Here is a 22361-nt window from a genome sequence, read left to right on the forward strand (position 1 = left end):
GGGCCGGCCGGCGCGGCCCGGCGGCGGGCACCGGGCGCCCGGCGCCGGCGCACGGCAGGCCATCCGGCCGCCAGCGCCACGGGCAGCGCGAGGACCACCCCGCCCGCGGCCGCCGCCCAGCCGATGCCGGGAACGGGGGTCCCCGCCAGCAGCAGGGCGCCCACCGCCGACAGCACCAGCCGTGCGGCCACGTTGCACACTCCGGTGAGCGCGACGCACACGGTCACGGCCTGCGGCGGATGGCCCCAGCGGCGCGTCATGGCGTAGGTGACCGCGACCCCCGCACCGCCCCCGAGCGGCAGCAGATTGCTGACGGCGCTGCCGGTGCAGTTCACCAGCAGTGCCTGACGCAGCGTCAGTCCCGGGAGCGCGGCGGTGAGTACGTAGGTGTAGCTCCACAACGCGGCACCTGCCAGCGCGCACAGCAGCGCCACCTGCGGGCCGCTGATGTGGCCGAGGTGGGCGCGGACGGCGGCCCAGTCCGTGCCCGCCGCCCGCGGTACGGCCAGTGCCAGCAGGACGAGGCCGGCCGCGGAGGAGAGCAGGCCCAGCAGGCGCAGGGCGGACTTCGGCAGACGCACGGCGGGCCGCGTCACCGGCCGGGTGCCGTTGCCCTGGCGTGGCGCAGCGTGGCCAGCGGATCGCGGTGGACAGGGCCGGCGGGCAGCCCGCGCTGGATGTACCACTCGGTCCCCATCACCTGGCGGAAGGCCGGTCCGGGCAGCCGGCCCAGCGCGGCCAGGGTGCGTTCGGAGCCGCCGCCCCGGGCCTGGCTGAGGTGTGCGGACAGGCTGGCGCGCTTGGCCCGCCAGTGCCGTTTGACCGGTACCCGGTGGGTGATCTCGGCGCGTGCGCCGTACGCCTGCCGGAAGGAGTCCCGGTCGAAGTGCGGCGGGAAGCGGTAGACCCAGGAGGCCGCGCGCAGTCCGCGCAGCAGGAGAGTTCGGTCGACGGTGGCCTCCAGCACCACCGGGGTGCCCGCCATACGGGCCGCGCGGTAGCCGACGCGGTGGACCTGTACGTGGTCGGGGTGGCCGTAGCCGCCGGCCGGGTCGTAGACGGTCAGCAGGTCGGCGCGCTCCTCGGTGAGCAGCGCGGCCAGCCGGCCGGCCGCCTCCTCGACGTCCGCCGTGGCGAACGGCTGCGGGCCGCCGCGGGCCGGGGCCGGGCCGGGTGTGTGCCCGGAGTCGGCGTAGCCGAGGAAGGCGACCCGGGAGCAGCCGAGAATCCGGGCGGAGGCGTGCGCCTCCGCGCGGCGTACCCCGCCCAGGCCGCGGTCCTGCAGGGCCTTCGGCGCCAGGCCCCGCTCGCCCGCCGTGGCCAGCACCAGCACCACGCGGTGTCCCTCACCGGCCAGGCGCGCCATGGTGCCCGCGGTCAGCAGCGCCTCGTCGTCCGGGTGCGCGTGAAAGAACAAGCACGTATGTCTCACGAACCATGCTTTACCACCCCATACTGGGGGACTTCACGCCCCATTTCGGAAGTGCAGCCATGATCCTTCACATTTCAGACTGCTTTGCACCACGGACGGGAGGTATCGAAATCCAGGTCGCCGCCCTGGCCGCGGCGCAGCACCGGGCGGGGCAGGCCGCCGAGGTCGTCACCGCAACGCCCGCCGCGCCGGGGCCGGAGCTGACCTCGTGGCCGTACCCCGTGCACAGGATCAGCGCGCGGCTGCCCGGCCAGCTGCCCGTTCACCCGAGGGCGGGACACGCCATCGACCGACTGTTGACGGCACGTCACCCGCGGGTGGTGCATGTGCACCTGGGCGCGGCCTCCCCGTTCGCCTGGGCCGCGCTGGCCTGCGCCCGGCGGCGGGGCATCCCCACCGTGGCCACCGTGCACAGCATGTGGGACCCCGTGGTGCGCGCCCTGTACCGGCTGCTGAGCCGGACCGGGCACGGCCCCACCGCCCCGGTGGCCGTGACGACCGTGAGCCGGTCGGCCGCCCGCCTCATCCGGCAGGCCCTTCCGGACGTCACTCCCCGGGTCATCCCCAACGGCATCGACGCCGCGTGGTGGCGCAGCCCCCGCGCCGCGGCCGAGCGCCAGGACGGCCGGGTGCATGTCGTCGCCGTCGGCCGGCTCGTCCCGCGCAAGGAACCGATGGAGCTGCTGGCGGCGCTGCACTCCGCCCATGCGCGGATGTCCCGCCGGGGCACCGCGCTGCGCGCCACGTTCGCCGGCTCCGGGCCGAGCGTGCGGCCGATACAGCGCTATCTGCGCCGCAACGGGATGGACAGCTGGATCCGTCTCGCGGGCCGGCTGCCGCCGGGGGAGGTCCGGGAGCTGCTGGCCGGGGCGGATCTGTTCGTCAATCCCTGCCGCCGGGAGTCCTTCGGGATCGCGGCGCTGGAGGCGCGCACCAGCGGACTCCCGGTCCTCGCCCGGGTGCACACCGGCGTCGCCGACTTCGTACGGCACAACCGCGAGGGGGCGCTGTGCGGCCACTCGGCCTTCGCCCTGGCCGACGAGGTGCTCTGGCTGGCCCGTACGCCGGGGGCGCGGCGCAGCCTGGCCGCGCACAACTGGGAGACCGAGCCGGTGCACTGCACCTGGCCCGTGGTCACCGAAGCTTTCGCCCACGCCTATGACGACGTCACCCGCTGACGCACCGTCATAGCGCAGACATCCGGCGGCCTCCCGGACAGTGGCCACCGCAACGGCCGGAAGGTTTTCATGCACCGGTTCCTCGACCGCGCTCACCGCATCGTCTTCGCCTCGCTCTCCCTCCTCGGCATCCGCGGCCAGGGGCGCGTCCTGCACTGGTACTTCGACTGGTGGCACCGGCGGCCGGACCCGTGGGGGCTGGCTGTGGACGACTACGAGCAGCGCAAGTACGCGACGACCCTGCGGCAGCTTCCCCGGCGCCCCTACCGGCGGATTCTGGACGTCGGGTGCAGCGAGGGCGCCTTCACCCACCGCCTCGCGGCGGCGTATCCGCACGCCGAGGTCACCGGCGTGGACATCTCGGAGCGCGCACTCGCCCGCGCCCGCACCCCGGCGCCCGGCCATGCCCCGGCGCCCGGCCATGCCCCGGCGCCCGGCCATGCCCCGGCGCCCGGCAGCGCCCCCGCCCCCCGGTTCGCACGGCTGAATATCCTCACCGCGCCGCCCGAGGACCGGTTCGACCTCGTCTTCTGCGCCGAGCTGCTGTACTACCTGGGCCGGCCCCAGCATCTGCGGCGGGCCTGCGCCCATCTGACACGGGCCGTGGCACCCGGCGGACTGCTGGTCCTGGTGCATCCCTGGCCGGAATCACGCAGGTTCTGCGCGTACTTCGAGGCCGTCGCGGGATTCCGCCGGGTGTCCGAGCAGGTGGAAACGCACTCCGCCCGGCCGTTCGCCGTCAGTGTCTACGAGGCCCCGGCCGCGTCCCGGAGCGGGGAATTCCGGGAGCCCGCTCCCGGTCCGGACCCGGGCCGGGACGCATGAGCCCCGCGGCCCGCGCACCGGCCGGCGGCGCACCGGGAGGCCCCCGGCCGGGCCGGCGACGAGGCGCGGCGGCGCGCCGCGCACTGGCCCGCCGTCCGGGCACGGTGCTGCTCCTCGCCGCCACGGCAATGCTGCTGCTGGTGTGGGTCCCGGCGTTCCTGGGCACGGGCATGGTGGATCTGCGGGTCTACCGGACCGCGGCCCCGCACCTGCTCAGCGGCGATCTGTACGCCTTCCGGCTGCGGCTGCCCGGTACGGACATCTTCCCGCTGCCGTTCACCTATCCGCCGTTCGCCGCGCTGCTCTTCCTCCCGCTCTCCGGGGCGCCGTGGCCGCTGGTGAGTGCCGCCTGGACCGCGGCCTCGGTCCTGGCGCTGTGCATCCTGGTCCACTGCTGCCTGAAGATGGCCGGCCCGGCCGCACCGCCGGCCCGGCACCGCCGGCACGTCCTGCTGTGGAGCGCCGCCCTGCTGTGGACCGAACCGGTCGACGTCACACTCGCGCTCGGGCAGATCAACCTGCTGCTGGCGGCGTGCGTGGCGTTCGCGGTCGAGCGGCGCTCGGCGGCCGCGGCCGGGCTCGGCACCGGCCTCGCCGCCGGGGTGAAGCTGGTCCCGGCCGTCACCGGCCTCTACTTCCTGGCGCACCGGCGCTGGCCGGCCGCCTGCTGGTCCGGCGCGGTGTGCGCCGCCACCGTCGCGGCCGGGTGGTGGGCGGCGCCCCGGCCCGCCGCCGACTTCTGGCTCCACGCGGTCGGCGAGGCCGCGCGGGTCGGCCCGGTCGGCTCGGTGCTCAACCAGTCGGTGCGCGGGGCGCTGTCCCGCACACTCGGCCATGACGTCGGCTGGTCCGCCTCATGGTGGGCCTGTGCCGCGCCGGCCGCGCTGCTGGCGCTGACGGCCGTGGTGCGCACGGTCCGCCGCGCCGACCCGCTCGGCACTCTGCTCGCCGTGCAGCTCCTCGGCCTCCTGATCAGCCCCATCTCGTGGTGCCACCACTGGGTATGGGCCGTCGCGGCGGTGCTGTGGCTGACCCGGACCCCGCGCCGGACCCGGTGTCGCACCGCGGCCCTGGCCGCCTGGGGACTCACCCTCGCCGGCCACCCCATCCACTGGCTGGCCATGGCCCAGCCGGACATCTGGCAGTTCGGCCGCCCCTGGTACCTGGCCGCGCTCGGCTGGAACTATCCGGTCTGCGCCCTGCTCACCTTCGCCGCCCTGCTGGTGCCCGTCGCGCGAAAGGGGACGGGCACCGTCCGCAACTGGGGACGGGCACCGTCCGCAACTCCCGTCACTCATGGGCCTCCTCCTCGGCCTCCATCAGCCGGATGCCCTGATGGGTCAGCATGACCATGGCGGGGGTGTTGCCCGCCGTCCAGTCGACCGTGATCAGGCCCTCGCCCACCAGATAGGTGCAGGCCGCCGCCAGATCCTGGGCGTCGATCCCGAGAGCCTCATGCAGCTTCGCACCGGTGACGCCCAGCAGGCGGTTGCCCTCGGTGGCCTCGTACAGGGAGTTCATCACCTGCTCGCGGTACGTCTTGCGCTCGCGCAGTGTTGCCATGGCTGCCGCCCTCTCGTGCTCACGCCCTCCGGCCGAGGGCCGGGCTCGGGAACCCGGTCGGATTCCCGGACGCCGGTGCCGCGGAGCCGCCCTCGGTTTCCCACTCCTCCTCCCGGCTGCGGGTCTCGCTCGCGTCACGAGCCGTGATCTCGTCGGCCAGCAGCTGACTGGCGGTGCGGACGTTGCCGGGAACCGTCGCGGCGGACATTAGCCGGGCGGCGGCAGCCGCATCGGTGGTGGGCGGGACCACCAGCAGGTCCCAGCGGCCGACGGTGTAGGAGAACAGCAGCAGCTTGTGCGGGTCCTGCTCGGCCGCGAACCAACCCACGTGCACGGTATGCCCGTTCACGGACACCTTGCGTGGGATCACCGGCCAGTGGGCCGGGTTCACGGTGACCCGGGTGATCCGGCCCCAGCGGGTGTCCAGCAGCTCCGACAGGGCGCGGAGCTCGCGGGAGAGGTCAAAGGAGCGCGGCCACCAGGCGCCGTCCAGGAGGCCCGGAAGGGCGTTGGCCGGGGTGAGGGCCACACGGGCCGGTGGCGAGGGAACGCGCTCACGGGATGGTGCTGTCGTACGGCCGACGGTCACGGTCATGGCGCGGACCTGCCCCCGGGCGCGCCTGCGGCGGCCCGGTGTTGTTGCTCGCCGGGAACGACACCGCCAGGCGCCGGTGTGCGAAGTACTCCCGGTCTCTTCACTCTACTCCGCCCCAGACCCCCGAGCCGGTGCGTGACCAGGCATTTTCCCGACGGATGCCGCCATGGTGGCAGCACCTGCCGCCGCCTTGGCGCCAAAGTGGCTTGTGATGGCGCCATGATGGTGTCACTGTGGCGTTGTGGGTGTCACGCCGTAGGGCGGGTCGGCATCCACGAGTCCGCCGCCTGCCCCACCACAGCACCGAGACGAGGAATTTCGTGATCAAGCAAATGCCTGGGCCCACGCCCGCACCCACGCCCGCACGCACGCCCCGCTCGGCGGCGATCGCCGTCGACGGGTTAGCCAAGTCCTACGGCGACAAGGCGGTGCTCGACGGCATCGACCTGTACATCCCCGAGGGCACGGTCTTCGCCCTGCTCGGGCCCAACGGCGCGGGCAAGACCACCACCGTGCAGATCCTCTCCACCCTCATCCCCGCAAGCGCCGGCCAGGCGCGGGTCGCGGGCCACGACCTTGTCCGCGAGGCCGATGCCGTACGCGCCGCCATCGGCGTCACCGGCCAGTTCTCCGCGGTGGACAACCTGCTCACCGCCCGGGAGAACCTGCTCCTCATGGCGGACCTGCACCGTTTGGACCGTCGCGAAGGCCGCCGCCGCGCCGCTGAACTCCTGCACCGCTTCGAGCTGACCGAGGCCGCAGCCAAGCCCGTTGCGACCTTCTCGGGCGGTATGCGGCGCAAGCTCGACCTCGCGATGACCCTGGTCGGCGATCCGCGCATCATCTTCCTCGACGAGCCGACCACCGGACTCGATCCGCGCAGCCGGCGCACCATGTGGCAGATCATCCGCAGTCTGGTCGCCGACGACGGCGTCACCGTCTTCCTGACGACGCAGTACCTGGAGGAAGCCGATCAACTCGCCGACCGCATCGCCGTGCTGGACCACGGGAAGCTGGTCGCCGAAGGCACCGCCGAAGAGCTGAAGCGGCAGATCCCCGGCGGCCATATCCGCCTCCGGCTCGCCGACCCGCACGCACTGGCCTCGGCCGCCGCCCTCTTCGCCTCCGCCGCCCGCGACGACGAAGCGCTCACCCTGCACATCCCCGGCGACGGCAGCATCCCCGCCCTGCGCACCGTCCTCGACACTCTCGACCGCGCCGCGGTCGAAGCCGAGGCACTCACCGTGCACACCCCCGGCCTCGACGAGGTCTTCCTCACCCTCACGGGCCGGCCCCCGCAGCCCGGCGTCCGGACCAACCCCCTTGAGGAGAGCGCCCGATGAGCACGAGCACCGCCTCGTACGCCATGCGCGACTCGATGACGATGCTGCGCCGCAACCTGAAGCACGCACGGCGCTATCCGTCCCTGACGCTGCAGGTCGTCGCGATGCCGATCGTGATGCTGCTGCTCTTCGTGTACGTCTTCGGCGGCGCGCTCGGCAGCGGCATCGGACTGCCGGGCGGGGCGAACGACCGCGGCGCATACGTCAACTACCTCACTCCGGGCATCATCGTGATGGCCGTGACCTCCGGCGCCATCTCAACGGCCGTGTCCGTCTCCATGGATATGACCGAAGGCATCATCAACCGCTTCCGCACCATGGCGATCTCCCGCTCCTCCGTGCTGACGGGCCATGTCGTCGGCAGCGTCATCCAGACCCTGTTCAGCCTCGTCCTGGTCATCGCCGCCGCACTGGCGGTCGGCTTCCGGCCGCACGCCACTTTCGTCGCGTGGCTCGCCGCCCTCGGCCTGCTCGTCCTGCTCGCCTTCGGCCTCACCTGGCTGGCGGCCGCGATGGGGATGGCGGCCAAGACCGTGGAGTCCGCGAGCAACGCCCCCATGCCGATCACGTTCCTGCCCTTCCTCGGCAGCGCCGTGGTCACCCCCGACTCCATGCCGACCGGGCTGCGCTGGTTCGCCGAATACCAGCCCTTCACCCCCGTCAACGAGACGCTCCGCGGCCTCCTGCTGGGCACGGAGATCGGCAACAACGCCGTGATCGCCCTCGGATGGGGCATCGCCCTCAGCCTGGCCGGCTACCTGTGGGCACGGGCAGCCTTCCGACGGGGCGCCACGCGCTAGAGGCGGGCCCGCACCCGGGCACCGCGCCCCGCATCCCGGGCCACTGCGCCCGGCATCCCGGGCCACTGCGCCCCGCACACACCTCACCCTGCACCGCACACGACTGTGCGCTCCGCACTCCGTACCGGAGGACACCCATGCACTCCGAACCCCCGGCAACTCCCCCGACTCCCGCTTCCGCGCAAGCAGGCGAGACAGCCCTGCCGGAGAACGAGACGGCCTTGCCCGAGAACGAGACCGCCTTGCCCGAGAAGGCGCCCCAGAGAGAATCACCGCACTCCTGCGACCCGGTAAAACTGCCGACGGCCCGTCCCGCGGGCTGTCCCTTCGACCCGCCCGCCGGGCTGGCGGCGCTGCGCACGGAACGGCCGCTCACCCGGATGCGCTACCCCGACGGGCACATGGGCTGGCTGGCCACCGGCTACTCCGCGGTCCGGGCGGTACACGCCGACCCCCGCTTCAGCTCGCGCTACGAGCTCATGCACTACCCATTCGAGGGCGGATACACCGGCGAACTGCCGCCGGCACCGGTCGGCGACCTCACCGGGCTCGATGCACCCGAGCACACCCGCTACCGACGGCTGCTCATGGGCAAGTTCACCGTCCGCCGGATGCGCCGGCTCACCGCACGCGTCGAGGAGATCACCGCCGGGCACCTGGACGCCATGGAGCGCCGAGGGCCGGCGCTGGACCTGGTGGAGGCGTATGCAAAGCCCCTCCCCGCGCTGATGATCTGCGAACTCCTCGGTGTCCCCTACGCCGGCCTGGACGTCTTCCAGCGTCATACGGGGACGGTGATGACCCAGAGCGCCACCGAGGAAGAGGTGGCCGCCGCCATGACCGCGCTGCACGGCATCCTGGCCGAGCTGGTGGCGGCCAAGCGCGCCGAGCCCACCGACGACCTGCTCAGCGACCTCACCACCAGCGACCTCACCGATGAAGAGCTCGCCGGTATCGGCGCCTTCCTCCTCGCCGCCGGCCTCGAGACCACCGCCAACATGCTCGCGCTCGGCACCTTCGCCCTGCTGAGCAACCCGGACCAGCTCGCCGCCCTGCGTACCGAACCGGACCTCGCCGACCAGGCCGTCGAAGAGCTGTTGCGCTATCTGAGCATCGCCCACAGCGGGGCGCGGACGGCGCTGGCGGACGTCGGGCTGGACGGCCAGCTGATCAAGGCAGGCGAGACGGTCACCCTCTCGATAGACGCCGCCAACCGCGATCCGGAACGGTTCCCCGACCCCGACACCCTCGACCTGCACCGCAAGGCCACCGGGCATCTGGCGTTCGGCCACGGCATCCACCAGTGCCTGGGCCAGCAACTGGCCCGCGTCGAAATGCGGGTCGCCGTCCCGGCCTTGTTCGCCCGCTTCCCGACGCTGCGGCTGGCCGTCCCGCCCGGCGAAGTGCCGCTACGGGAAGGCATGAGCATCTACGGGGTACACCAACTCCCCGTCACCTGGGACAAGGGGTAGCCGGTGCAGCCACCGTCGAAGACCGCCGCGACCACTGGCTCGGCACCGGTACGTACACCCCTGACCGCCCCCGACGTCGTCGACCAGGGCACGGCACCAAGGACGGCCCGGAGCCGGAGCCGTAACCGGAGCCGGAGCCGTAACCGGAGCCATAACTGGAGCCGTAAGGGCGGTGGGGGCGCATTGCGGGCCGCCGGCTGCGGGCCGAATTATCCGCCGTGTCAGGGCACGGTGATGACGATCTTGCCGCGCGCGTGGCCGGTGGCGCTGACGTCGTGAGCTGCGGCGGCCTCCTTCAGCGGGAACACGGCGTGCAGCGGGACGGTGAGGCGGCCGTCGTCGGCAAGGCGGGCCGCCAGTGGCAGTCCTGCCCAGCCCGGCGACTGCCCTGCTTCGGAGCGGGAGAACCGCACCCCGTGCCGAGCGGCGTCGAAGTCTGCGATGGTCACCACGCGGTTCGGGTCGCCGGCGATGGCCACCAGATCGGCAAGAGAGCCCTTACCGGCCGCGTCCAGCACCACGTCGACACCGTGCGGAGCCAGTGGGGCAAGGCGATCGGCCAGCCCTGCCCCGTAGGTGACCGGTACGACGCCGAACTGCTCCAGGAAGCCGTGGTTGCCTTCGCTCGCAGTACCGATCACAGCGAGGCCGCGGGCGCGGGCGAGTTGCGCGGTAATAGTGCCGACGCCCCCGGCGGCGCCATCGATCAGCAGGGTCATGCCCTCGGCGGCTTCGAGGGCGTCCAGTACTCGCGTGGCCGTGTCGATGTTGCCTGCGGCGCCACCCGCTTCCTCGAAAGACCACGACTGAGGCTTGGGCGCCCAGGCTTCCAGTACGGCGTACTGGGCCACGGCGCCTCCCTGGTCCGCGAAGGGGACGAGGCCGAAGACCTCATCTCCCACGGCGGTGCCGGTCACCCCCTCTCCCACCTCGTCGACGATTCCGGCGGCATCCACGCCGGGGATCTGGGGGAAGTCCACGGTGGCGAGGTCCTGCAGCATCCCTGAGCGCAGGTACCAGTCAGAAGGGGTGACGCCGGTGGCACGCACCGCGATGCGGATCTGACCGGGCCCGGCGTGCGGCTCTTCGACTTCCTCAAGGCAAAGGACCTCGGAACCGCCATAGCGGTGGTATTGCACAGCAAACACGGACAACCTCCGTACATATGACACGTCTGACACGTCGTGCAGCAGGAGAACTCGCCATCGGTCAGCTCTGCGGCAGAGAGCTGACCGCGGGGCACCACGGCACCAGATCAAGCTAACCTTCTAAATGAACAGCCTCTTCCACTTGTGATTAAGTGGGAGACATGCCTGCTCAACCGTCTCGGAAGCCGCCTCCCTCCGCCTCCGACACCCCCGTCCCGGGGCAGAGAGCCGACGCCCGGCACAACCGCGCCCGGCTCCTCCAGGCCGCTCGCGAGGCGTACGCCCTCAACGGCACCGACGTACCGTCCAGCGCCATCGCCCGCAGGGCGGGCGTGGGTGCCGCCACCCTCTACCGGCACTTTCCGACCCGAGACTCACTGATCGCCGCGGCGTTCTCCGAACAACTCACCCAGTGCGTCTCAGCCGTCGACGAGGCCCTACAGGACGACGATCCCTGGCACGGTCTTCGCACCGCGCTCATCAAGGTGTGCAGCATGCAGGCCCAGGACCGCGGGTTCAGCGCCGCCTTCGTCTCCCAACTTCCCGACGCACCCGACGTCCAACGTGAACGTGCCCGCGCCGAGGCAGGCCTCGCCCAGCTGGTACAGCGCGCGAAGGACACCGGGCAGCTGCGCAAGGACTTCGACACCAGCGACGTCACTCTCCTGCTCCTGGCCAACAACGGCGTCATGCGAGAGTCCGTGGCGGCCTCCATGGCCGCATCCCGCCGCCTGCTCGCCTTCTTCCTCCAGTCCTGCCTGCCGACGGACGGCGCCCCCCTGCCCCAGCCCGCGTCACTCCGCCTTGACGACCTCTACAAGTCACCTGACCGAACCGGATGACCGGCACCATCCGCCGGGCGGCGCCCCTCTCACCGGACGGTTGCCCTCGCCTCAACTGATCAGCTCGCATGCTTGAGGTGTTCCGGCTGTGAGGTGCGCGGGCACCGCTCGTCTGCAGCATCGGAGCTGACCGCGACACCTCTCGTCGGCTGTCCTGCGTGGGTTTCCGGTTTCGTCATGTAGGGCTCAGAAACAGCTTTTGAGCGAAACCAGCCGAGGACCCCACGGGCGACCCCACGGACGATCCATGGACGACCCCACGGAGGAACCCACTCGCACTCCAGTACGTCTTCCCGCGTACGTGTTGGCGTTGACGGTCCCTGGAGGAACCCGGTGGAGCACAGGATGTTGGGGCAGCGGTACGAGCTGGTGGAGCAGCTCGGGCACGGTGGGATGGGAACGGTGTACCGTGCCGTCGACCACCGCTTGCGCCGTACCGTCGCCGTGAAGACCCTCTCCGCCGAGCTGGCGCTGCAGCCCGAGTTCCTCACCCGGTTCCAGCGCGAGGCGCACGCCGCCGCGGCGCTCAACCACCCGGGTGTGGCCACCGTTCATGACGTGGGGGAGGACGCCGCCGGCGGTGCCGCCGAGCCCTATCTGGTCATGGAGTACGTGGAAGGCAGAACCCTCAGCCATGTCCTCAAGGACGGCGCGCTGCCGGTGGCACAGGCGGTCGACTTCACGGGCCAGGTGCTGGAGGCCCTGGAGCACAGCCACCGGCACGCCATCGTGCACCGGGACATCAAACCCGCGAATGTCATGCTCACCGGCACGGGCAGGGTCAAGGTCGTCGACTTCGGCATTGCCAAGGCGCTCAGCGAGGCGGCCACCCGGCTGACCGGTACGGGCGTCGCGGTCGGCACCCCCGCCTATCTGGCCCCGGAACAAATCAACGGCGGCGAGACCGATCACCGTACGGATCTCTACGCCGTGGGCTGTCTGCTCTACGAGCTGCTGACGGGCCGGCCGCCCTACACCGGGGACTCCCCGTTCTCCGTGATGCACCAGCACCTGGCCGCGGAACCGATGCCCCCCTCCCGGCTCCGTCCGGACCTGCCGCCCGCCGTGGACGCGGTGATCGTCCAGGCACTGCGCAAGGCCCGGGAGCACCGCTTCGCGAGCGCGTCAACGATGCACGAGGCACTCGACGAAGCCGCCCGGACCACCCCACCCGCTCCCCCCACCCACACACCCACCGCCCTCGACCCGGCCGCACTCGGCTCCGCCGCAGCCGGCTCCGCCGCCCTCGGCCCCGCCGCCAGGGAGCCGGCCCCGGCGGCGGGTGCCGCGCCCGAGGCCAGAGCATCGGCCCCGGCGGCCGTCGCCTCCCCCGCGCCCCCCGGGTACGGACAGCAGGCGCCAACGCCCGCCCGCCCCAGGCCCGCCCGTGTGGTCTTCCGGCCGACGGCCGAAGGCGGGGTGGCACTGCTCGGCTGCTTCCTCTCCCTGGTGATATCCCGGACCGACATGATCGAGGCCGGCCAGTTCACCCGCGTCGCGCTGCTCGCCGCCGTCGCCGGGGCGGTGCTCCTGCTGTGGTCGGCCCGGCTCGCCTGTGCGGTGGCCTGGGGCCCGGTGGCGGAGGCCGTCGCCGTGTGGTCCGGGCTGGCCCGCGGCAATGTCGGCTGGGAAACCCACTACGTCATCATCGCCCTGGTCCTGGGCATCGTCGCCGCACTGTGCCTGGCCGCCGGATACAAGGACGAAGGCTCCGGCGGGTTTGCGCTCGTGGCGTTCTGGTTCACCGCCCTGGCCTCCGTCTGGTTCTTCCTGGACGATCTCCGCAAAATCGGTGTCTTCTACGTCCTCTTCCTGGGCGTCACACTCGCCCTCGCCGCCCAGGTACTCAAGTCCCGCATCCGCCGGCCGCCGGCCGGCCCCCTCGCCACCCCGCACCACCCGCCCACCCCGGCAGCCGACGTACCCAAGCCCCCGCAGAACCTGCCCACCGGCCACCGACGGGCACGGAACATCGCAGACCAGGCAGACCAACACGCCTGGCAGTAGGCAGAGTTGCGGGAGTAGGGGAGCGAGAGAGGAAGGGCAGCTCCCGTCGCGCGGAAAGCACGGACAGTACGGACTGTAAGGAATGCACGGATAGCACGGAATGCACGGACAGCACGGACAGCACGGGCAGCAAACAACCCGGCGGCCGCGCCCGTGCAGAGCCAGGAGATCAGGGCCGGCACCCGCGACGCGGGGAACCGCGGAGGCGATCCCCTCAGCGCGAGCCGCGCACACCGGCAGGCGACGCCGGTGTGCGCCCGGCCGTCAGCTGACGCACACAAGTCCCAGCAGACACACATGCGTCGGCGACGTCGGCTCGGCCGCCGGTGCGGTCGTCGATGCGGTCGGTGTGCTCGGCGCGGTCGACGTGGTCGGCGCAGGGTGCACGGGTGAGCTGCCTGCCCCCGAGCCTCCGGTGGAGGCCGGTGCGGTCGTCGCCGCCGGTGCCGCGACACCGGCGTGGTTGACTTGCGCCTGATGGTGCGAGGCGGGTGCGGTGTGCGGCGCCGTGCTCGGAGGCGTGGGGGAGTGCGACGGGGCGATGGAGTGCTGCTGCCCGGCCGTAGGGGCAGCGGGCGGCGCGGCGGTGTGCTGCTGACGGCCGGCCGTGTGGTGCGGATGCGTATCGGGGTGCTGTGCAGCCGCGGTGTCCGGCTGTTCCGACGACGAGGCGGCAGCCTCCGTACGCGGCGCGCCCACACTCCCCGGCTCCGGCGAGGAGGCCGCTTGCGCATGGCCGGTGGACGGCTTGTTCTGCAGCAGGGAGAAGGTCAGGCCACCGCCGACAAGGGCAAAGGCCGTCGCGGCCGCGGCCCGGCGCCGGTGCTTCTTCCACCGGGCCAGCTGCCGACGCCGGGCCGCCCGGCCCTGCCCGGTAGCAGTGGCGACTCCGGCACCGCCGGTTGCACCGGCACCCGCCCTCACATCATCTTCGAACTCTTCGAACTCTTCGAGATCTTCGAATGCACTGCTGCCGGGCTGCGCGGCACCGGACGGCTGAGCGACGTGCCGCTGAGTGCCCTGATCGACACCGAAGCCGACGGAGCCCTGGTGGTGGGCGCCGAGGCCGAAGGCTTCCTCCGCATGCCATGCCTCCCACGCCGCGCCCGCGGACATCGCGCGCTGATGGCGGTGGCTGGGCGGGGCTATGTCCGGCGCGTAATCCCCACATCCCGGACACACGAGTGCCCCGTTGAGACTCCGACGGCACGACGAGCAGTAGTCCATCTGCGATCTTTCTGTGCTGACTGCGCCGCCAGGGACGCCGGCGACATGATCAAGCTCGCACGCGGGATCGAGCGGGCAGCAACGCTAACGGCCCCCACCGGGGGCAACGCGAAGACCGTGTGACGCTTCGGTGCAGATTCCTCACCGCCGACTTTCAGCACTCCGGACATGTGCCGACGAATCCCGGGATGGGCCACTGGACGCGACAGCGGATTGCAGCCTTGGGAAGCCGGCCCGGTGGTCGGCGTTCGAACTGTGGAATGCCGCCATGGAGGCGGGCGGTACGGACAGCCCACACCGGATCGGTCCGCGGAGCCGGTCCGCGGAGCCGGTGCGAGATCCATGACGGAATGCAGTGCGAGCTCCATGACGGAATGCAGTGCGAGCTCCATGACGGAACGGGCAGGCCGGGCCCCGCGTACGGCCGGCTCCTCCCCTCGCTCCGGCCGCCCCGTCAGGTCGGCGCCGCATCTGATTCGGACGCCTCCTGGAATCGCGCGAGCATCTCCGGGGACCAGGTCAGGCTGCCGTCCTGCAGATCGCTGAGCACCCCTCGCAGCCAGCGCTCCTCGGCGTCGAGGACGGTGAGCAGATACTCGTTCTCGATCAGCGTGATGCGCGGCAGCCCGGCCGGGGCGTCGGCGGACTGGCGCTCCAGGTCTGCGTGCCGGGCGGCGAGTCGCGCCGCGCGCCGTTCCAGGAGGGGCGCCACCTCGTCCGGGGCGAGCATCAGCATGTTCGACAGCGCTGCCGGGAACAAGGGGAACTCCGCCTTGGGCACCGCCAGCATCTGCTCCAGCCACTCGCGGGTGGCGGCCCGGCCCTCATCGGTGACCTCGTAGACGGTCCGCTCCGGCGGCCGGGCAGCCGGTGCCCGGCGTGGTGATGGCGGACGGCGCCGGCAATCACCTCGCAGGCTTCGACGGTTTCCCCGAACTGCCTGCCACACTGACGCTGCCGCGCGAACGGCTGTTCCGGGCGCTGACCGACAGCGCGGTCGCCGCGGGCGTCCGGTACGCGTACGGCAAACGCCTGGTCGCCGCCGAGGAGACGCCCGACGGCGTGACCGCCCACTTCGCCGACAAGACCTCCGCGTCCGCCGACATACTGATCGGCGCCGACGGCATCCGTTCCACCGTCCGCACCGTGATCGACCCGCACGCACCCGTCCCCGAGTACAGCGGCGTGCTGAGCTTCGGCGGCTACGCGGCGGTGGACGGTGCGGACCGGTGCGAACCGGGCACCATGTACTTCGCGTTCGGCCGCGCCTTCATGGGCTACTGGCGGGGTCCGGACGGGCGGCTGATCTGGTTCGCCGGACTGCCCATGGACACCCCGCCGAGCCCGGCCGACCTGGCGCGCGTGCCCGCCGCCGAGTGGCTGGGCCGGCTGCGTGCCCTGTACGCCGGACATGTCCCCGGCGAGCGGCTGCTTCGGCACACCGGCCCCGGCGAGCTGATGGTGGCCGGCCGGATGGAGCGCATGCCGTCCGTCCCGCACTGGTACCGCGGCCGGATGGTGCTGGTCGGAGACTCGGTGCACGCCCCGTCCTCCAGCTCCGGACAGGGCGCCTCGCTCGCCATCGAGAGCGCGGTCGAGCTGGCCCGCTGCCTGCGGGATCTGCCCACGCCCGGCGAGGCGTTCGCCGCCTACGAGGCCCTGCGCCGCCCGCGCGTGGAAGCGATCGGCCGCAACGCCGCAGCCGTCAACAAGGTCAAGGCCGGCAAGAGCGACGCTCCCGCGCCGGCCTTCCCCACCCCTGAGGACATGCTCCGCCCGCTCCACTTCCATCGGATCGCCTGGCAGGAGAAGGCCGGCGTGAGGTGAAGGTGACGGGGGACGGCATGGCCTGACGGAATCCAGGAACGAACGTCCAGGTACGGCGACGCCCGCGATCCGGCCCGGGTAGGCGGTCCTCGGCGCCGGGCTTCCCTTTCGGTCATCCGGTGGGCGGCCCGACAGGCTGCGGCTGTCACGGCGAACACTGGCGGAACTGCCCGGGTACGCGCAGAAGTGGCCGGAGCAGCGGACCTTTTGGCCCCCACACCACTACACCACCGCGGCCCCCGAATCAGCGGGGGGCCTGGAAAGCGGGGACGGCCGGCCGCTCGGGAGCGGCGGCCCCGTGTAGGCGGCGGGTGCTGCCCACCTGGCATCGCCGGGAGGCGTGTCCGCGTACCCATGTACGGGATGCCCCGGTACGCCTCCAGGACGGGCGGGGACCTTTGACCCGTCCCGGTGCTGTCAGCTGTGTCCGGTGAGCTGTTGCCCGACCCCGAGCCGGCGCAGGCCGGCGAGGACCTGCGGGTCCTGGGCGTCGAGCCAGTCGCAGAGCTGGCGGAAGGAGACCAGCCGGACGTCCTTGCGCTTCTCGTCGGCGATGCGCTTGACCGCCTCCTCGACGGCGTCCATGTAGATGCCGCCGTTCCACCGCTCGAAGTGGTTGCCGACGAAGAAGGGGGCCCGGTTTGTCTCGTACGCCCGCTGGAAGCCGGCGACGTAGGCGTCGGTGGCCTGCCGGCGCCAGCGCGGGTAGTTGGCCGGCGGGCCCTTGGTGGAGTTCTTCGACTGGTTGTACAACATGTTGTAGTCCATCGAGAGGACCCCGGAGCGGAGCCCGGCAAACGGTATCGACTGGAGCGGGAAGTCCCAGATGCCGTGCTTCTTGGTGGGCCAGACCTGGAGGCCGCCCGGGGAGCTGGCGTCGTACCGCCAGCCGCGCTTGCGCGCCGTGGGCAGCAGATTGTCCTGGCCGAGCAGGCACGGCGTACGGCCGCCGACGAGTTCCTTGCTGTAGTCGAACGGCAGCGATTCGAGGTCGGTGAAACCGGTGTTCGTCCGCCACTTGGTGACGAAGTCCATGGCCTGCTCGATCTCGGAGTCCCACTGGGCGGGGGTCCAGTGGGCGACCGAGCCCCTGCTGGTTCCGCAGAAGTGGCCGTTGAAGTGGGTGCCTATCTCGTGGCCTTCCAGCCACGCCGCGCGCACGTTCTTCAGCGTCTCCTTGATGTGGGCGTCGGTGAGATAGCCGATGTCGGAGGCGCCGACGGGGTTGTTCGGCGGGCGGTACAGGCGCTTCTTCGACTCGGGCAGCAGGTACAGCCCGGAAAGGAAGAAGGTCATCGAGGCGTTGTGGTCCTGGGCGAGCTTGCGGAACCGCGGGAAGAGGCCGTTGCCCACCTCCCCGGCACCATCCCAGGAGAAGACGACGAACTGTGGTGGTTTCTGGCCCGGCGCCAGCTTCTCCGGCGCGGGCGGCTGGTGGGGCTGCTTTCCGGTGTATGCGGTGGAGCCGTCGCCTATCGGCTTGCCCTTCGCCGTCTGTCCGGGCTCGGCTCCGACCGTGTCGGAAGCCGACGAGCCGGAGGCCGAGCAGCCGGCGACGGAGAGCGCGGCTGCGGCTCCTATCCCGAGTCCACATATGCCCCGGCGGCTGAATTCACGCATAACGGTCCCCATCGCATTCGTTCGAAGTTCTGGTATGTGGGACGCCCGGAGAAATGGGGCGCCCAGAAAGTCGGGGCGGCGGATGCCAGGTCCGCTTCGATCCCTGAAGAAGAATTCTCAACGGAGGGCCGCAGGCAACTCATTCTCCGAAGCCATGGGAGGACTTCGGGAGCCCGGCACTCCGCAGCGAACTATGCGACGTCCGAACCAGAAAGGGAGAAGGCAACCCCGCCGAGCAGGCGGTCGGCCCGGCGATCGCCCTCAGCGGCTCCAAGGCCGTCTACGCCGGGATCAACCCCAAGACCACCAAGGGCAACGGCGGCGTCGAGTTCAGCGTGAGGTCCACCGGTGTGGTCACCGGCCCGTCCGCGCACAGCAACGCGTCGGTCCGCTCCAACGGCGTGTCCCCGCGCACGGCCGGGCAGTCGAAGAGGCCGTTCCGGACGGGTGACGCCACCGCGGGAACGCTTCCCGCCGGGCGCCGGGTTGCAGCAGACTCATACCCCAAGGCCTTCGTGCTGATCCTGTGCTACTTCGGTCGGAGCACAGGATCAGACGAAGGCCGTGTTCACGTCCCCGCAATCCTTGTACGAGCGATTACGTCCGGGGAATCGTTCAGGGTCAGACCATGGAGAACAAGCTCAGCGCATCCACTCAATGTAGTAGTTGGGGAGTCCGGGCTTGGGGTCGCTCTGGCAGGTGGCCTCGTGGTACTTGGGGTTCAGCGGCAGGTCACTCTGCAGCTGGTCGACGCACTGCTGAAAGGAGTCGTACGACTGGCCACCGACCTGCACCCAGCCGTCATTGGGCTGGGTGTCGGCGAAAGCGGCCGTGGCGGTCAGCGGCATGGTGACCGCGGCGGCGCCCACGGCGAGACCGAGAGCGATACGAGTGCGCCAGGACTTCATGAATTCCTCCATTGGTTGTTTTCCGGTCGTTCTCCGCACAGCTCTCCTGGAGAGACGCTGCGGCCGAAAGCCGCCTGAGCTGTGCGTCGTTCACCAGGTTTGATGCGCTCGCCGGGCCAGAAGTTCACTGGGTGGTGAACTTTTCCGGCCAGTGCTGTCCGGGGGCCGGGGCCCTCGTACGAGCTGGTCGGCACGTCCGCGCACCGGTAGATCGGGGAGCGGTCCATGGGGCGCGGATGGCGCAGGGTGCGGGGCTTACGGGTGGTACTTCTCCTCGACCGTCTCGGCGGCACCGGACTTGGTGCTCATGGTGACGCGGACGGTCACGCTGCTGGTCTTCGCAGCCTTCTCCAGCTGGTCCACGGTGCACTTCGAGGTGCCGTAGCCGTCCTTGCCGATGGACACGCTGCCTGCGTCGTCGGAGCAGATCGCGGCCGCGCCGAGGATCTTTGTGGCGTTGGCGACGAAGAACGCCTGGTCCATGCCGCCGCCCTGGGGCTTGACGATCAGCTTGCCGGGTGCGAGGTACTCCAGTGTGCCGACGAGCGTGCGGTGGTTGCCCGCGTGGGCGACGCCGCCCCCGGCGGCGGACCCGCTGCCGGTGTGGGCGGACCCGCTGCCGGTGTGGGCGGCGGACGACGCCCCGGTGGACTTGGCGCCGTTCTGGCCCTGCGAGCCGGAGTGGTCCGAGGAGGAGCCGCTCGTGCGCGGGGCCGAGGCCGAGGCCGAGGCGTGCTGCGAGTCGGACGCGGTCGAAGAACCCGAGGAGCCGGCGGCCCCCGCCGCCCCGGAGCCCTGCCCGCAGGCCGTGGCACCCAGGCCCAGCGCCGCCGCGGCGACGATGGTGGTGGCGAGGCGGCGGCCGGCCCGCCCGCGGAAGCGGTTGGCGGCGGTGGCGGTGTTCATCGTGTACTCCTGTTGCTCTGTTCTCTTCGCTCCCGGACGACAACCAGCTTCGAAGACCGGGCTGGCGTTTTGCTAACGGACGACTAATGCGGCGCAGCGGCGCACCGCAGCGCGCTTGTCGCCGACGCCATCAGCGCCGCCGGCCTTGGGCGTTCAGGCGTGACTGTCTTGATGGGACCAGACGCTGAGGGACCACTTCGACGAGGAGAGGGGAGGGGCCGAGGGGCCGAGGGGGCAAGGGGCCGCTCGCAGAGGAGGACTCGGAAGCTGGAGCTGACGACGCCTCAAAGACGTAAGACGTTCCTCAGAACGACGTCGAGCCGATCGGCGACGTCGGTTTCTGCCCCGGCGTATCCCGGATCCGCCGGATCAGGTGACCGCTGAAGTGTTGCGGGCGGACGCTGGTTGATGTCGGGTGTCGTGCGAGGGGCCGGCGCCTGCGGCGGGGTGGCGGGAGAAGGTCCGTGCCGCGTCGAGGAGGTGGCACAGGCGGAAGCTGTCCGGGGCGACGGCGGTGACGAGTGCGGCGGGGCCGGCGAGCGGGGTCAGAATGGCCTGGCCGTCTTCCGGTGCGGTTCCGATGAGTTGGACTTCGGGGGGCGCGTCCTCGTAGGCCGGGTCGACGATCAGGAGCTGCCCGGCCGCACGGTGGCCCGCGAGGACGGCTGGGCCGTCCCAGCCGGGTGCCCCCGGCCCGTACTCGGTCTGTTGGTCCAGAAGCGTACGCCCGCCACGTCGCACGGTAAGGCGGGTTGCCACATGGCCGGGCGGCTCGCCCGTGCGCCCGAGGATCTGCTCTTCACGTAGGACGAGTTGTGCGGTGGGGGCGAGGTCGACGGTCCAGGTCTGGCGCAGGTTGCAGCCTGCTGCACAGATCAGCGGCTTGGGGAGCCAGTGGAGCCGTGCCTGCTCCTCGACGGTGAGTTGCACATCGTAGGTGGCGTGGAAGGGGGTGGGCCCGCGCAGAGCGAGGGTCGCGGCGGCGGAGGTGATGTGGAGCGCCGTGCCTTGCCGGGCGGTGGCTTCGATCCGTAGCCGGTCGCCGCCGAGGGGGGCGGTCATGGCACCGATGATGCACACTCGCGCCTCGGTGCCGCGCGAGCGCAGGCGTCGCAGTTCGAAGGGGCCGTCACCGTCGAGGACGGGCAGTGTGGTGGTGCCGCCCCTGGCGGCTGTCACGAGGCGAGCGGTGGCACACACGCCCACCGCAGGGCCCTCGGGCGGCGGCATGGTTTCCGAGGGTGTGAGGGTCATGCAGGGCCCGCGGTCCAGTCGGTGAGGCGTTCGCGGACCCAGTCGGCGACCTGCTTCACGCCGCCCTCGGCCTTGAGGGAGGTGAAGACGACGGGGAGTTCGCCGCGCTGGGCCTTGGCGTCGCGGGCCATGCCTTCCAGGTCGGAGCCGACGTACGGGGCCAGGTCGGTCTTGTTGATGACGAGCAGGTCGGAGGTGGTGACGCCGGGGCCGCCCTTGCGGGGAATGTCGTCGCCGCCGGCGACGTCGATGACGAAGATCTGGGCGTCGACCAGGCCCTTGGAGAAGGTGGCAGTGAGGTTGTCGCCGCCGGATTCGACCAGGACGAGGTCGAGCGCTCCGACCGTGTCCGCCAGGTCCTCGACGGCTTCGAGGTTGGCGGAGATGTCGTCGCGGATGGCGGTGTGCGGACAGGCCCCCGTCTCGACGGCGGTGATCCGCTCGGCGGGGAGTACGGCCTCGCGGAGCAGGAATTCGGCGTCCTCGCGGGTGTAGATGTCGTTGGTGACGACGGCGATGGACAGTTCGTCGCGCAGCGCGCGGCACAGCGCGGCGACGGTGGCGGTCTTGCCCGAGCCGACCGGGCCACCCAGGCCGATGCGCAGCGCACGGCGGGAACCGTCGGGGCGGTGGGGGCCGGCACTGGAGGTGTGGCGCTCGGGGAACGTCTCTGCGTGGTCGAGGTGCATGGAGTCTCCGGGGTTTGTGGTGTCGCGTGGTCAGGAGGCGAAGAGGCGTACCGGCCAGGCGGCGTGCTGCTGTGCGGTGATGTCCAGCAGCGGCGCGGAGGCGGCGGGCAGTGCGCCGAGCCCTTCTTCGGGGATGCGTTCGGCGGCCGCGGTGGCTGCGGCAGCGGTCCGGTCGAGGTCGGCGGCAAGACGAGCGAGGACCGCTGTGGCGTCGAACGGGTCCAGGCTGAGCAGCCGGACCGCCGCCGTGGCCGGCCCGCTGACGGTTTCGTACGCCACCGCATACGCGGCATCCACCGGTGCCAGTCCGGCCGATCGCGCGGCCAGGCCCAGCACCACCGGCTGGTGTGCGCCCCGCGGCCGAGCCGCGGCCAGTGCATCCAGCTCGGCCGAAGGCCAGGTGGCGCGGGCTGCCCGCATCATCTGCCGTCCGAGTTTGCGGGCGGTGGCCCGAAGGGCCTGCACCGGGGTGCGGGCGTCGGCGGCCTCATCCAGCTCCAGCGGGTCGTGGCCGGCGGCGGCCGAGGCGGCCAGGGCCGCCGCGACCAGGCCCGCGGTGTGCAGCCGTCCCCGGCAGAAGTCCTCCAGCGAGTCCGCATCCTTGATGCGGCCCGCGGCAACGGCGGGCTCGGCTCCACCGGAGTGTGCGTGCCCTCCGGCGGGGAACCGGCCGTCGGCCAGGATGAACAGCGCTGCGCGGTTCATCGTTCGCAGGTCACCTTTCG

The 22361-nt window shown here is 71.7% G+C and carries 23 protein-coding genes; 9 read left to right on the forward strand and 14 right to left on the reverse strand.

All coding sequences use genetic code 11. The annotated features are described in order from the left end of the window. Together ACWGJY_RS32965 and ACWGJY_RS32970 are read right to left on the reverse strand one after the other, a co-directional pair. Positions 1–581, reverse strand: a 581-nt coding sequence (locus ACWGJY_RS32965; RefSeq protein WP_453264546.1) for a lysylphosphatidylglycerol synthase domain-containing protein, incomplete at its 3' end; no start/stop codon positions are given. 11 nt (positions 582–592) lie between these two features. Further along, the gene (locus ACWGJY_RS32970) at positions 593–1417 is read right to left on the reverse strand and encodes a PIG-L deacetylase family protein (RefSeq protein ID WP_453264547.1); all 825 of its coding nucleotides are present in this window, start codon (positions 1415–1417) and stop codon (positions 593–595) included. A gap of 74 nt (positions 1418–1491) precedes the next feature. Between ACWGJY_RS32970 and ACWGJY_RS32975 the strand changes: the two genes are divergently transcribed. From ACWGJY_RS32975 to ACWGJY_RS32985, 3 genes are all read left to right on the forward strand, one after another. Continuing rightward, complete coding sequence (locus tag ACWGJY_RS32975) at positions 1492–2610, forward strand: glycosyltransferase family 4 protein (protein ID WP_453264548.1); 1119 nt, start codon at positions 1492–1494, stop codon at positions 2608–2610. A gap of 69 nt (positions 2611–2679) precedes the next feature. Beyond that, the gene (locus ACWGJY_RS32980) at positions 2680–3435 is read left to right on the forward strand and encodes a class I SAM-dependent methyltransferase (RefSeq protein ID WP_453264549.1); all 756 of its coding nucleotides are present in this window, start codon (positions 2680–2682) and stop codon (positions 3433–3435) included. Then, positions 3432–4784: a glycosyltransferase 87 family protein gene (locus ACWGJY_RS32985; protein WP_453264550.1), complete on the forward strand. Its 1353-nt coding sequence runs from the start codon at positions 3432–3434 to the stop codon at positions 4782–4784. Before ACWGJY_RS32980 ends, ACWGJY_RS32985 begins: the two co-directional genes overlap by 4 nt. On the opposite strand, the gene ACWGJY_RS32990 is transcribed toward ACWGJY_RS32985, so the two are convergent. Both ACWGJY_RS32990 and ACWGJY_RS32995 read right to left on the reverse strand, forming a co-directional pair. Next, the gene (locus ACWGJY_RS32990; RefSeq protein WP_453264551.1) at positions 4726–4998 is read right to left on the reverse strand and encodes a hypothetical protein; all 273 of its coding nucleotides are present in this window, start codon (positions 4996–4998) and stop codon (positions 4726–4728) included. The genes ACWGJY_RS32985 and ACWGJY_RS32990 overlap by 59 nt on opposite strands. Before the next feature lie 19 nt (positions 4999–5017). Beyond that, positions 5018–5593: a DUF5994 family protein gene (locus ACWGJY_RS32995; RefSeq protein WP_453264552.1), complete on the reverse strand. Its 576-nt coding sequence runs from the start codon at positions 5591–5593 to the stop codon at positions 5018–5020. 332 nt (positions 5594–5925) lie between these two features. Here ACWGJY_RS32995 and ACWGJY_RS33000 point away from each other — a divergent pair, with 332 nt between their 5' ends. The 3 genes from ACWGJY_RS33000 to ACWGJY_RS33010 all read left to right on the forward strand — a co-directional run bounded on the left by ACWGJY_RS33000 (position 5926) and on the right by ACWGJY_RS33010 (position 9208). Further along, a complete protein-coding gene (locus tag ACWGJY_RS33000) occupies positions 5926–6936 on the forward strand; it encodes an ATP-binding cassette domain-containing protein (RefSeq protein WP_453264575.1) in 1011 nt (336 codons plus the stop codon). Further along, the gene (locus ACWGJY_RS33005) at positions 6933–7736 is read left to right on the forward strand and encodes an ABC transporter permease (RefSeq protein ID WP_453264553.1); all 804 of its coding nucleotides are present in this window, start codon (positions 6933–6935) and stop codon (positions 7734–7736) included. Before ACWGJY_RS33000 ends, ACWGJY_RS33005 begins: the two co-directional genes overlap by 4 nt. A gap of 221 nt (positions 7737–7957) precedes the next feature. After that, complete coding sequence (locus ACWGJY_RS33010; protein WP_453264554.1) at positions 7958–9208, forward strand: cytochrome P450; 1251 nt, start codon at positions 7958–7960, stop codon at positions 9206–9208. Positions 9209–9429: 221 nt separating this feature from the next. On the opposite strand, the gene ACWGJY_RS33015 is transcribed toward ACWGJY_RS33010, so the two are convergent. Then, positions 9430–10356 carry an NADP-dependent oxidoreductase gene (locus ACWGJY_RS33015; RefSeq protein WP_453264555.1) on the reverse strand — a complete coding sequence of 309 codons (927 nt, stop codon included), beginning with the start codon at positions 10354–10356 and terminating at the stop codon, positions 9430–9432. Positions 10357–10517: 161 nt separating this feature from the next. Between ACWGJY_RS33015 and ACWGJY_RS33020 the strand changes: the two genes are divergently transcribed. Both ACWGJY_RS33020 and ACWGJY_RS33025 read left to right on the forward strand, forming a co-directional pair. Next, positions 10518–11198 (forward strand): TetR/AcrR family transcriptional regulator, encoded by a 681-nt coding sequence (locus ACWGJY_RS33020; protein ID WP_453264556.1) that lies wholly within the window; start codon positions 10518–10520, stop codon positions 11196–11198. Positions 11199–11543: 345 nt separating this feature from the next. After that, positions 11544–13205 carry a protein kinase domain-containing protein gene (locus tag ACWGJY_RS33025; RefSeq protein WP_453264557.1) on the forward strand — a complete coding sequence of 554 codons (1662 nt, stop codon included), beginning with the start codon at positions 11544–11546 and terminating at the stop codon, positions 13203–13205. 264 nt (positions 13206–13469) lie between these two features. On the opposite strand, the gene ACWGJY_RS33030 is transcribed toward ACWGJY_RS33025, so the two are convergent. Together ACWGJY_RS33030 and ACWGJY_RS33035 are read right to left on the reverse strand one after the other, a co-directional pair. Next, positions 13470–14432, reverse strand: a complete 963-nt coding sequence (locus tag ACWGJY_RS33030) for an SCO2400 family protein (RefSeq protein WP_453264558.1) — start codon at positions 14430–14432, stop codon at positions 13470–13472. Positions 14433–14886: 454 nt separating this feature from the next. Further along, positions 14887–15222 (reverse strand): hypothetical protein, encoded by a 336-nt coding sequence (locus ACWGJY_RS33035; protein WP_453264559.1) that lies wholly within the window; start codon positions 15220–15222, stop codon positions 14887–14889. Positions 15223–15317: 95 nt separating this feature from the next. On the opposite strand from ACWGJY_RS33035, the gene ACWGJY_RS33040 reads away from it, so the two are divergent. Continuing rightward, complete coding sequence (locus ACWGJY_RS33040) at positions 15318–16259, forward strand: FAD-dependent monooxygenase (protein WP_453264576.1); 942 nt, start codon at positions 15318–15320, stop codon at positions 16257–16259. A 417-nt stretch (positions 16260–16676) separates the two neighbouring features. Here the strand turns inward: ACWGJY_RS33040 and ACWGJY_RS33045 are convergent, their stop codons facing one another. From ACWGJY_RS33045 to ACWGJY_RS33075, 7 genes are all read right to left on the reverse strand, one after another. Beyond that, complete coding sequence (locus tag ACWGJY_RS33045) at positions 16677–17879, reverse strand: hypothetical protein (protein WP_453264560.1); 1203 nt, start codon at positions 17877–17879, stop codon at positions 16677–16679. A gap of 280 nt (positions 17880–18159) precedes the next feature. Beyond that, positions 18160–18336, reverse strand: coding sequence for a hypothetical protein (locus ACWGJY_RS33050; protein WP_453264561.1), 177 nt, complete (start codon positions 18334–18336; stop codon positions 18160–18162). A 184-nt stretch (positions 18337–18520) separates the two neighbouring features. Continuing rightward, complete coding sequence (locus tag ACWGJY_RS33055; RefSeq protein ID WP_453264562.1) at positions 18521–18787, reverse strand: hypothetical protein; 267 nt, start codon at positions 18785–18787, stop codon at positions 18521–18523. Positions 18788–19042: 255 nt separating this feature from the next. Beyond that, entirely contained in the window at positions 19043–19693 is a 651-nt protein-coding gene (locus ACWGJY_RS33060; protein WP_453264563.1) for a hypothetical protein, read from the reverse strand. Between the two features lie 369 nt (positions 19694–20062). Next, positions 20063–20947, reverse strand: a complete 885-nt coding sequence (locus ACWGJY_RS33065; protein ID WP_453264564.1) for an urease accessory protein UreD — start codon at positions 20945–20947, stop codon at positions 20063–20065. Then, complete coding sequence (gene ureG / locus ACWGJY_RS33070; protein ID WP_453264565.1) at positions 20944–21636, reverse strand: urease accessory protein UreG; 693 nt, start codon at positions 21634–21636, stop codon at positions 20944–20946. The genes ACWGJY_RS33065 and ureG overlap by 4 nt, the downstream gene beginning before the upstream one ends. A gap of 30 nt (positions 21637–21666) precedes the next feature. Then, a complete protein-coding gene (locus ACWGJY_RS33075) occupies positions 21667–22341 on the reverse strand; it encodes an urease accessory protein UreF (RefSeq protein ID WP_453264566.1) in 675 nt (224 codons plus the stop codon). Between the last annotated feature and the right edge of the window lie 20 nt (positions 22342–22361).

The sequence above is a fragment of the Streptomyces sp. NPDC054765 genome (assembly GCF_053612065.1).

Bases quoted from the DNA above. Each gene is read 5' to 3' on its own strand.
- ACWGJY_RS32975 (WP_453264548.1), top strand. From the start codon at position 1,492: ATGATCCTTCACATTTCAGACTGCTTTGCACCACGGACGGGAGGTATC.
- ACWGJY_RS32980 (WP_453264549.1), top strand. From the start codon at position 2,680: ATGCACCGGTTCCTCGACCGCGCTCACCGCATCGTCTTCGCCTCGCTC.
- ACWGJY_RS32985 (WP_453264550.1), top strand. From the start codon at position 3,432: ATGAGCCCCGCGGCCCGCGCACCGGCCGGCGGCGCACCGGGAGGCCCC.
- ACWGJY_RS32990 (WP_453264551.1), bottom strand. From the start codon at position 4,998: ATGGCAACACTGCGCGAGCGCAAGACGTACCGCGAGCAGGTGATGAAC.
- ACWGJY_RS32995 (WP_453264552.1), bottom strand. From the start codon at position 5,593: ATGACCGTGACCGTCGGCCGTACGACAGCACCATCCCGTGAGCGCGTT.
- ACWGJY_RS33000 (WP_453264575.1), top strand. From the start codon at position 5,926: ATGCCTGGGCCCACGCCCGCACCCACGCCCGCACGCACGCCCCGCTCG.
- ACWGJY_RS33005 (WP_453264553.1), top strand. From the start codon at position 6,933: ATGAGCACGAGCACCGCCTCGTACGCCATGCGCGACTCGATGACGATG.
- ACWGJY_RS33020 (WP_453264556.1), top strand. From the start codon at position 10,518: ATGCCTGCTCAACCGTCTCGGAAGCCGCCTCCCTCCGCCTCCGACACC.
- ACWGJY_RS33025 (WP_453264557.1), top strand. From the start codon at position 11,544: ATGTTGGGGCAGCGGTACGAGCTGGTGGAGCAGCTCGGGCACGGTGGG.
- ACWGJY_RS33030 (WP_453264558.1), bottom strand. From the start codon at position 14,432: ATGGACTACTGCTCGTCGTGCCGTCGGAGTCTCAACGGGGCACTCGTG.
- ACWGJY_RS33035 (WP_453264559.1), bottom strand. From the start codon at position 15,222: ATGCTGGCGGTGCCCAAGGCGGAGTTCCCCTTGTTCCCGGCAGCGCTG.
- ACWGJY_RS33040 (WP_453264576.1), top strand. From the start codon at position 15,318: ATGGCGGACGGCGCCGGCAATCACCTCGCAGGCTTCGACGGTTTCCCC.
- ACWGJY_RS33045 (WP_453264560.1), bottom strand. From the start codon at position 17,879: ATGCGTGAATTCAGCCGCCGGGGCATATGTGGACTCGGGATAGGAGCC.
- ACWGJY_RS33055 (WP_453264562.1), bottom strand. From the start codon at position 18,787: ATGAAGTCCTGGCGCACTCGTATCGCTCTCGGTCTCGCCGTGGGCGCC.
- ACWGJY_RS33060 (WP_453264563.1), bottom strand. From the start codon at position 19,693: ATGAACACCGCCACCGCCGCCAACCGCTTCCGCGGGCGGGCCGGCCGC.
- ACWGJY_RS33065 (WP_453264564.1), bottom strand. From the start codon at position 20,947: ATGACCCTCACACCCTCGGAAACCATGCCGCCGCCCGAGGGCCCTGCG.
- ureG (WP_453264565.1), bottom strand. From the start codon at position 21,636: ATGCACCTCGACCACGCAGAGACGTTCCCCGAGCGCCACACCTCCAGT.
- ACWGJY_RS33075 (WP_453264566.1), bottom strand. From the start codon at position 22,341: ATGAACCGCGCAGCGCTGTTCATCCTGGCCGACGGCCGGTTCCCCGCC.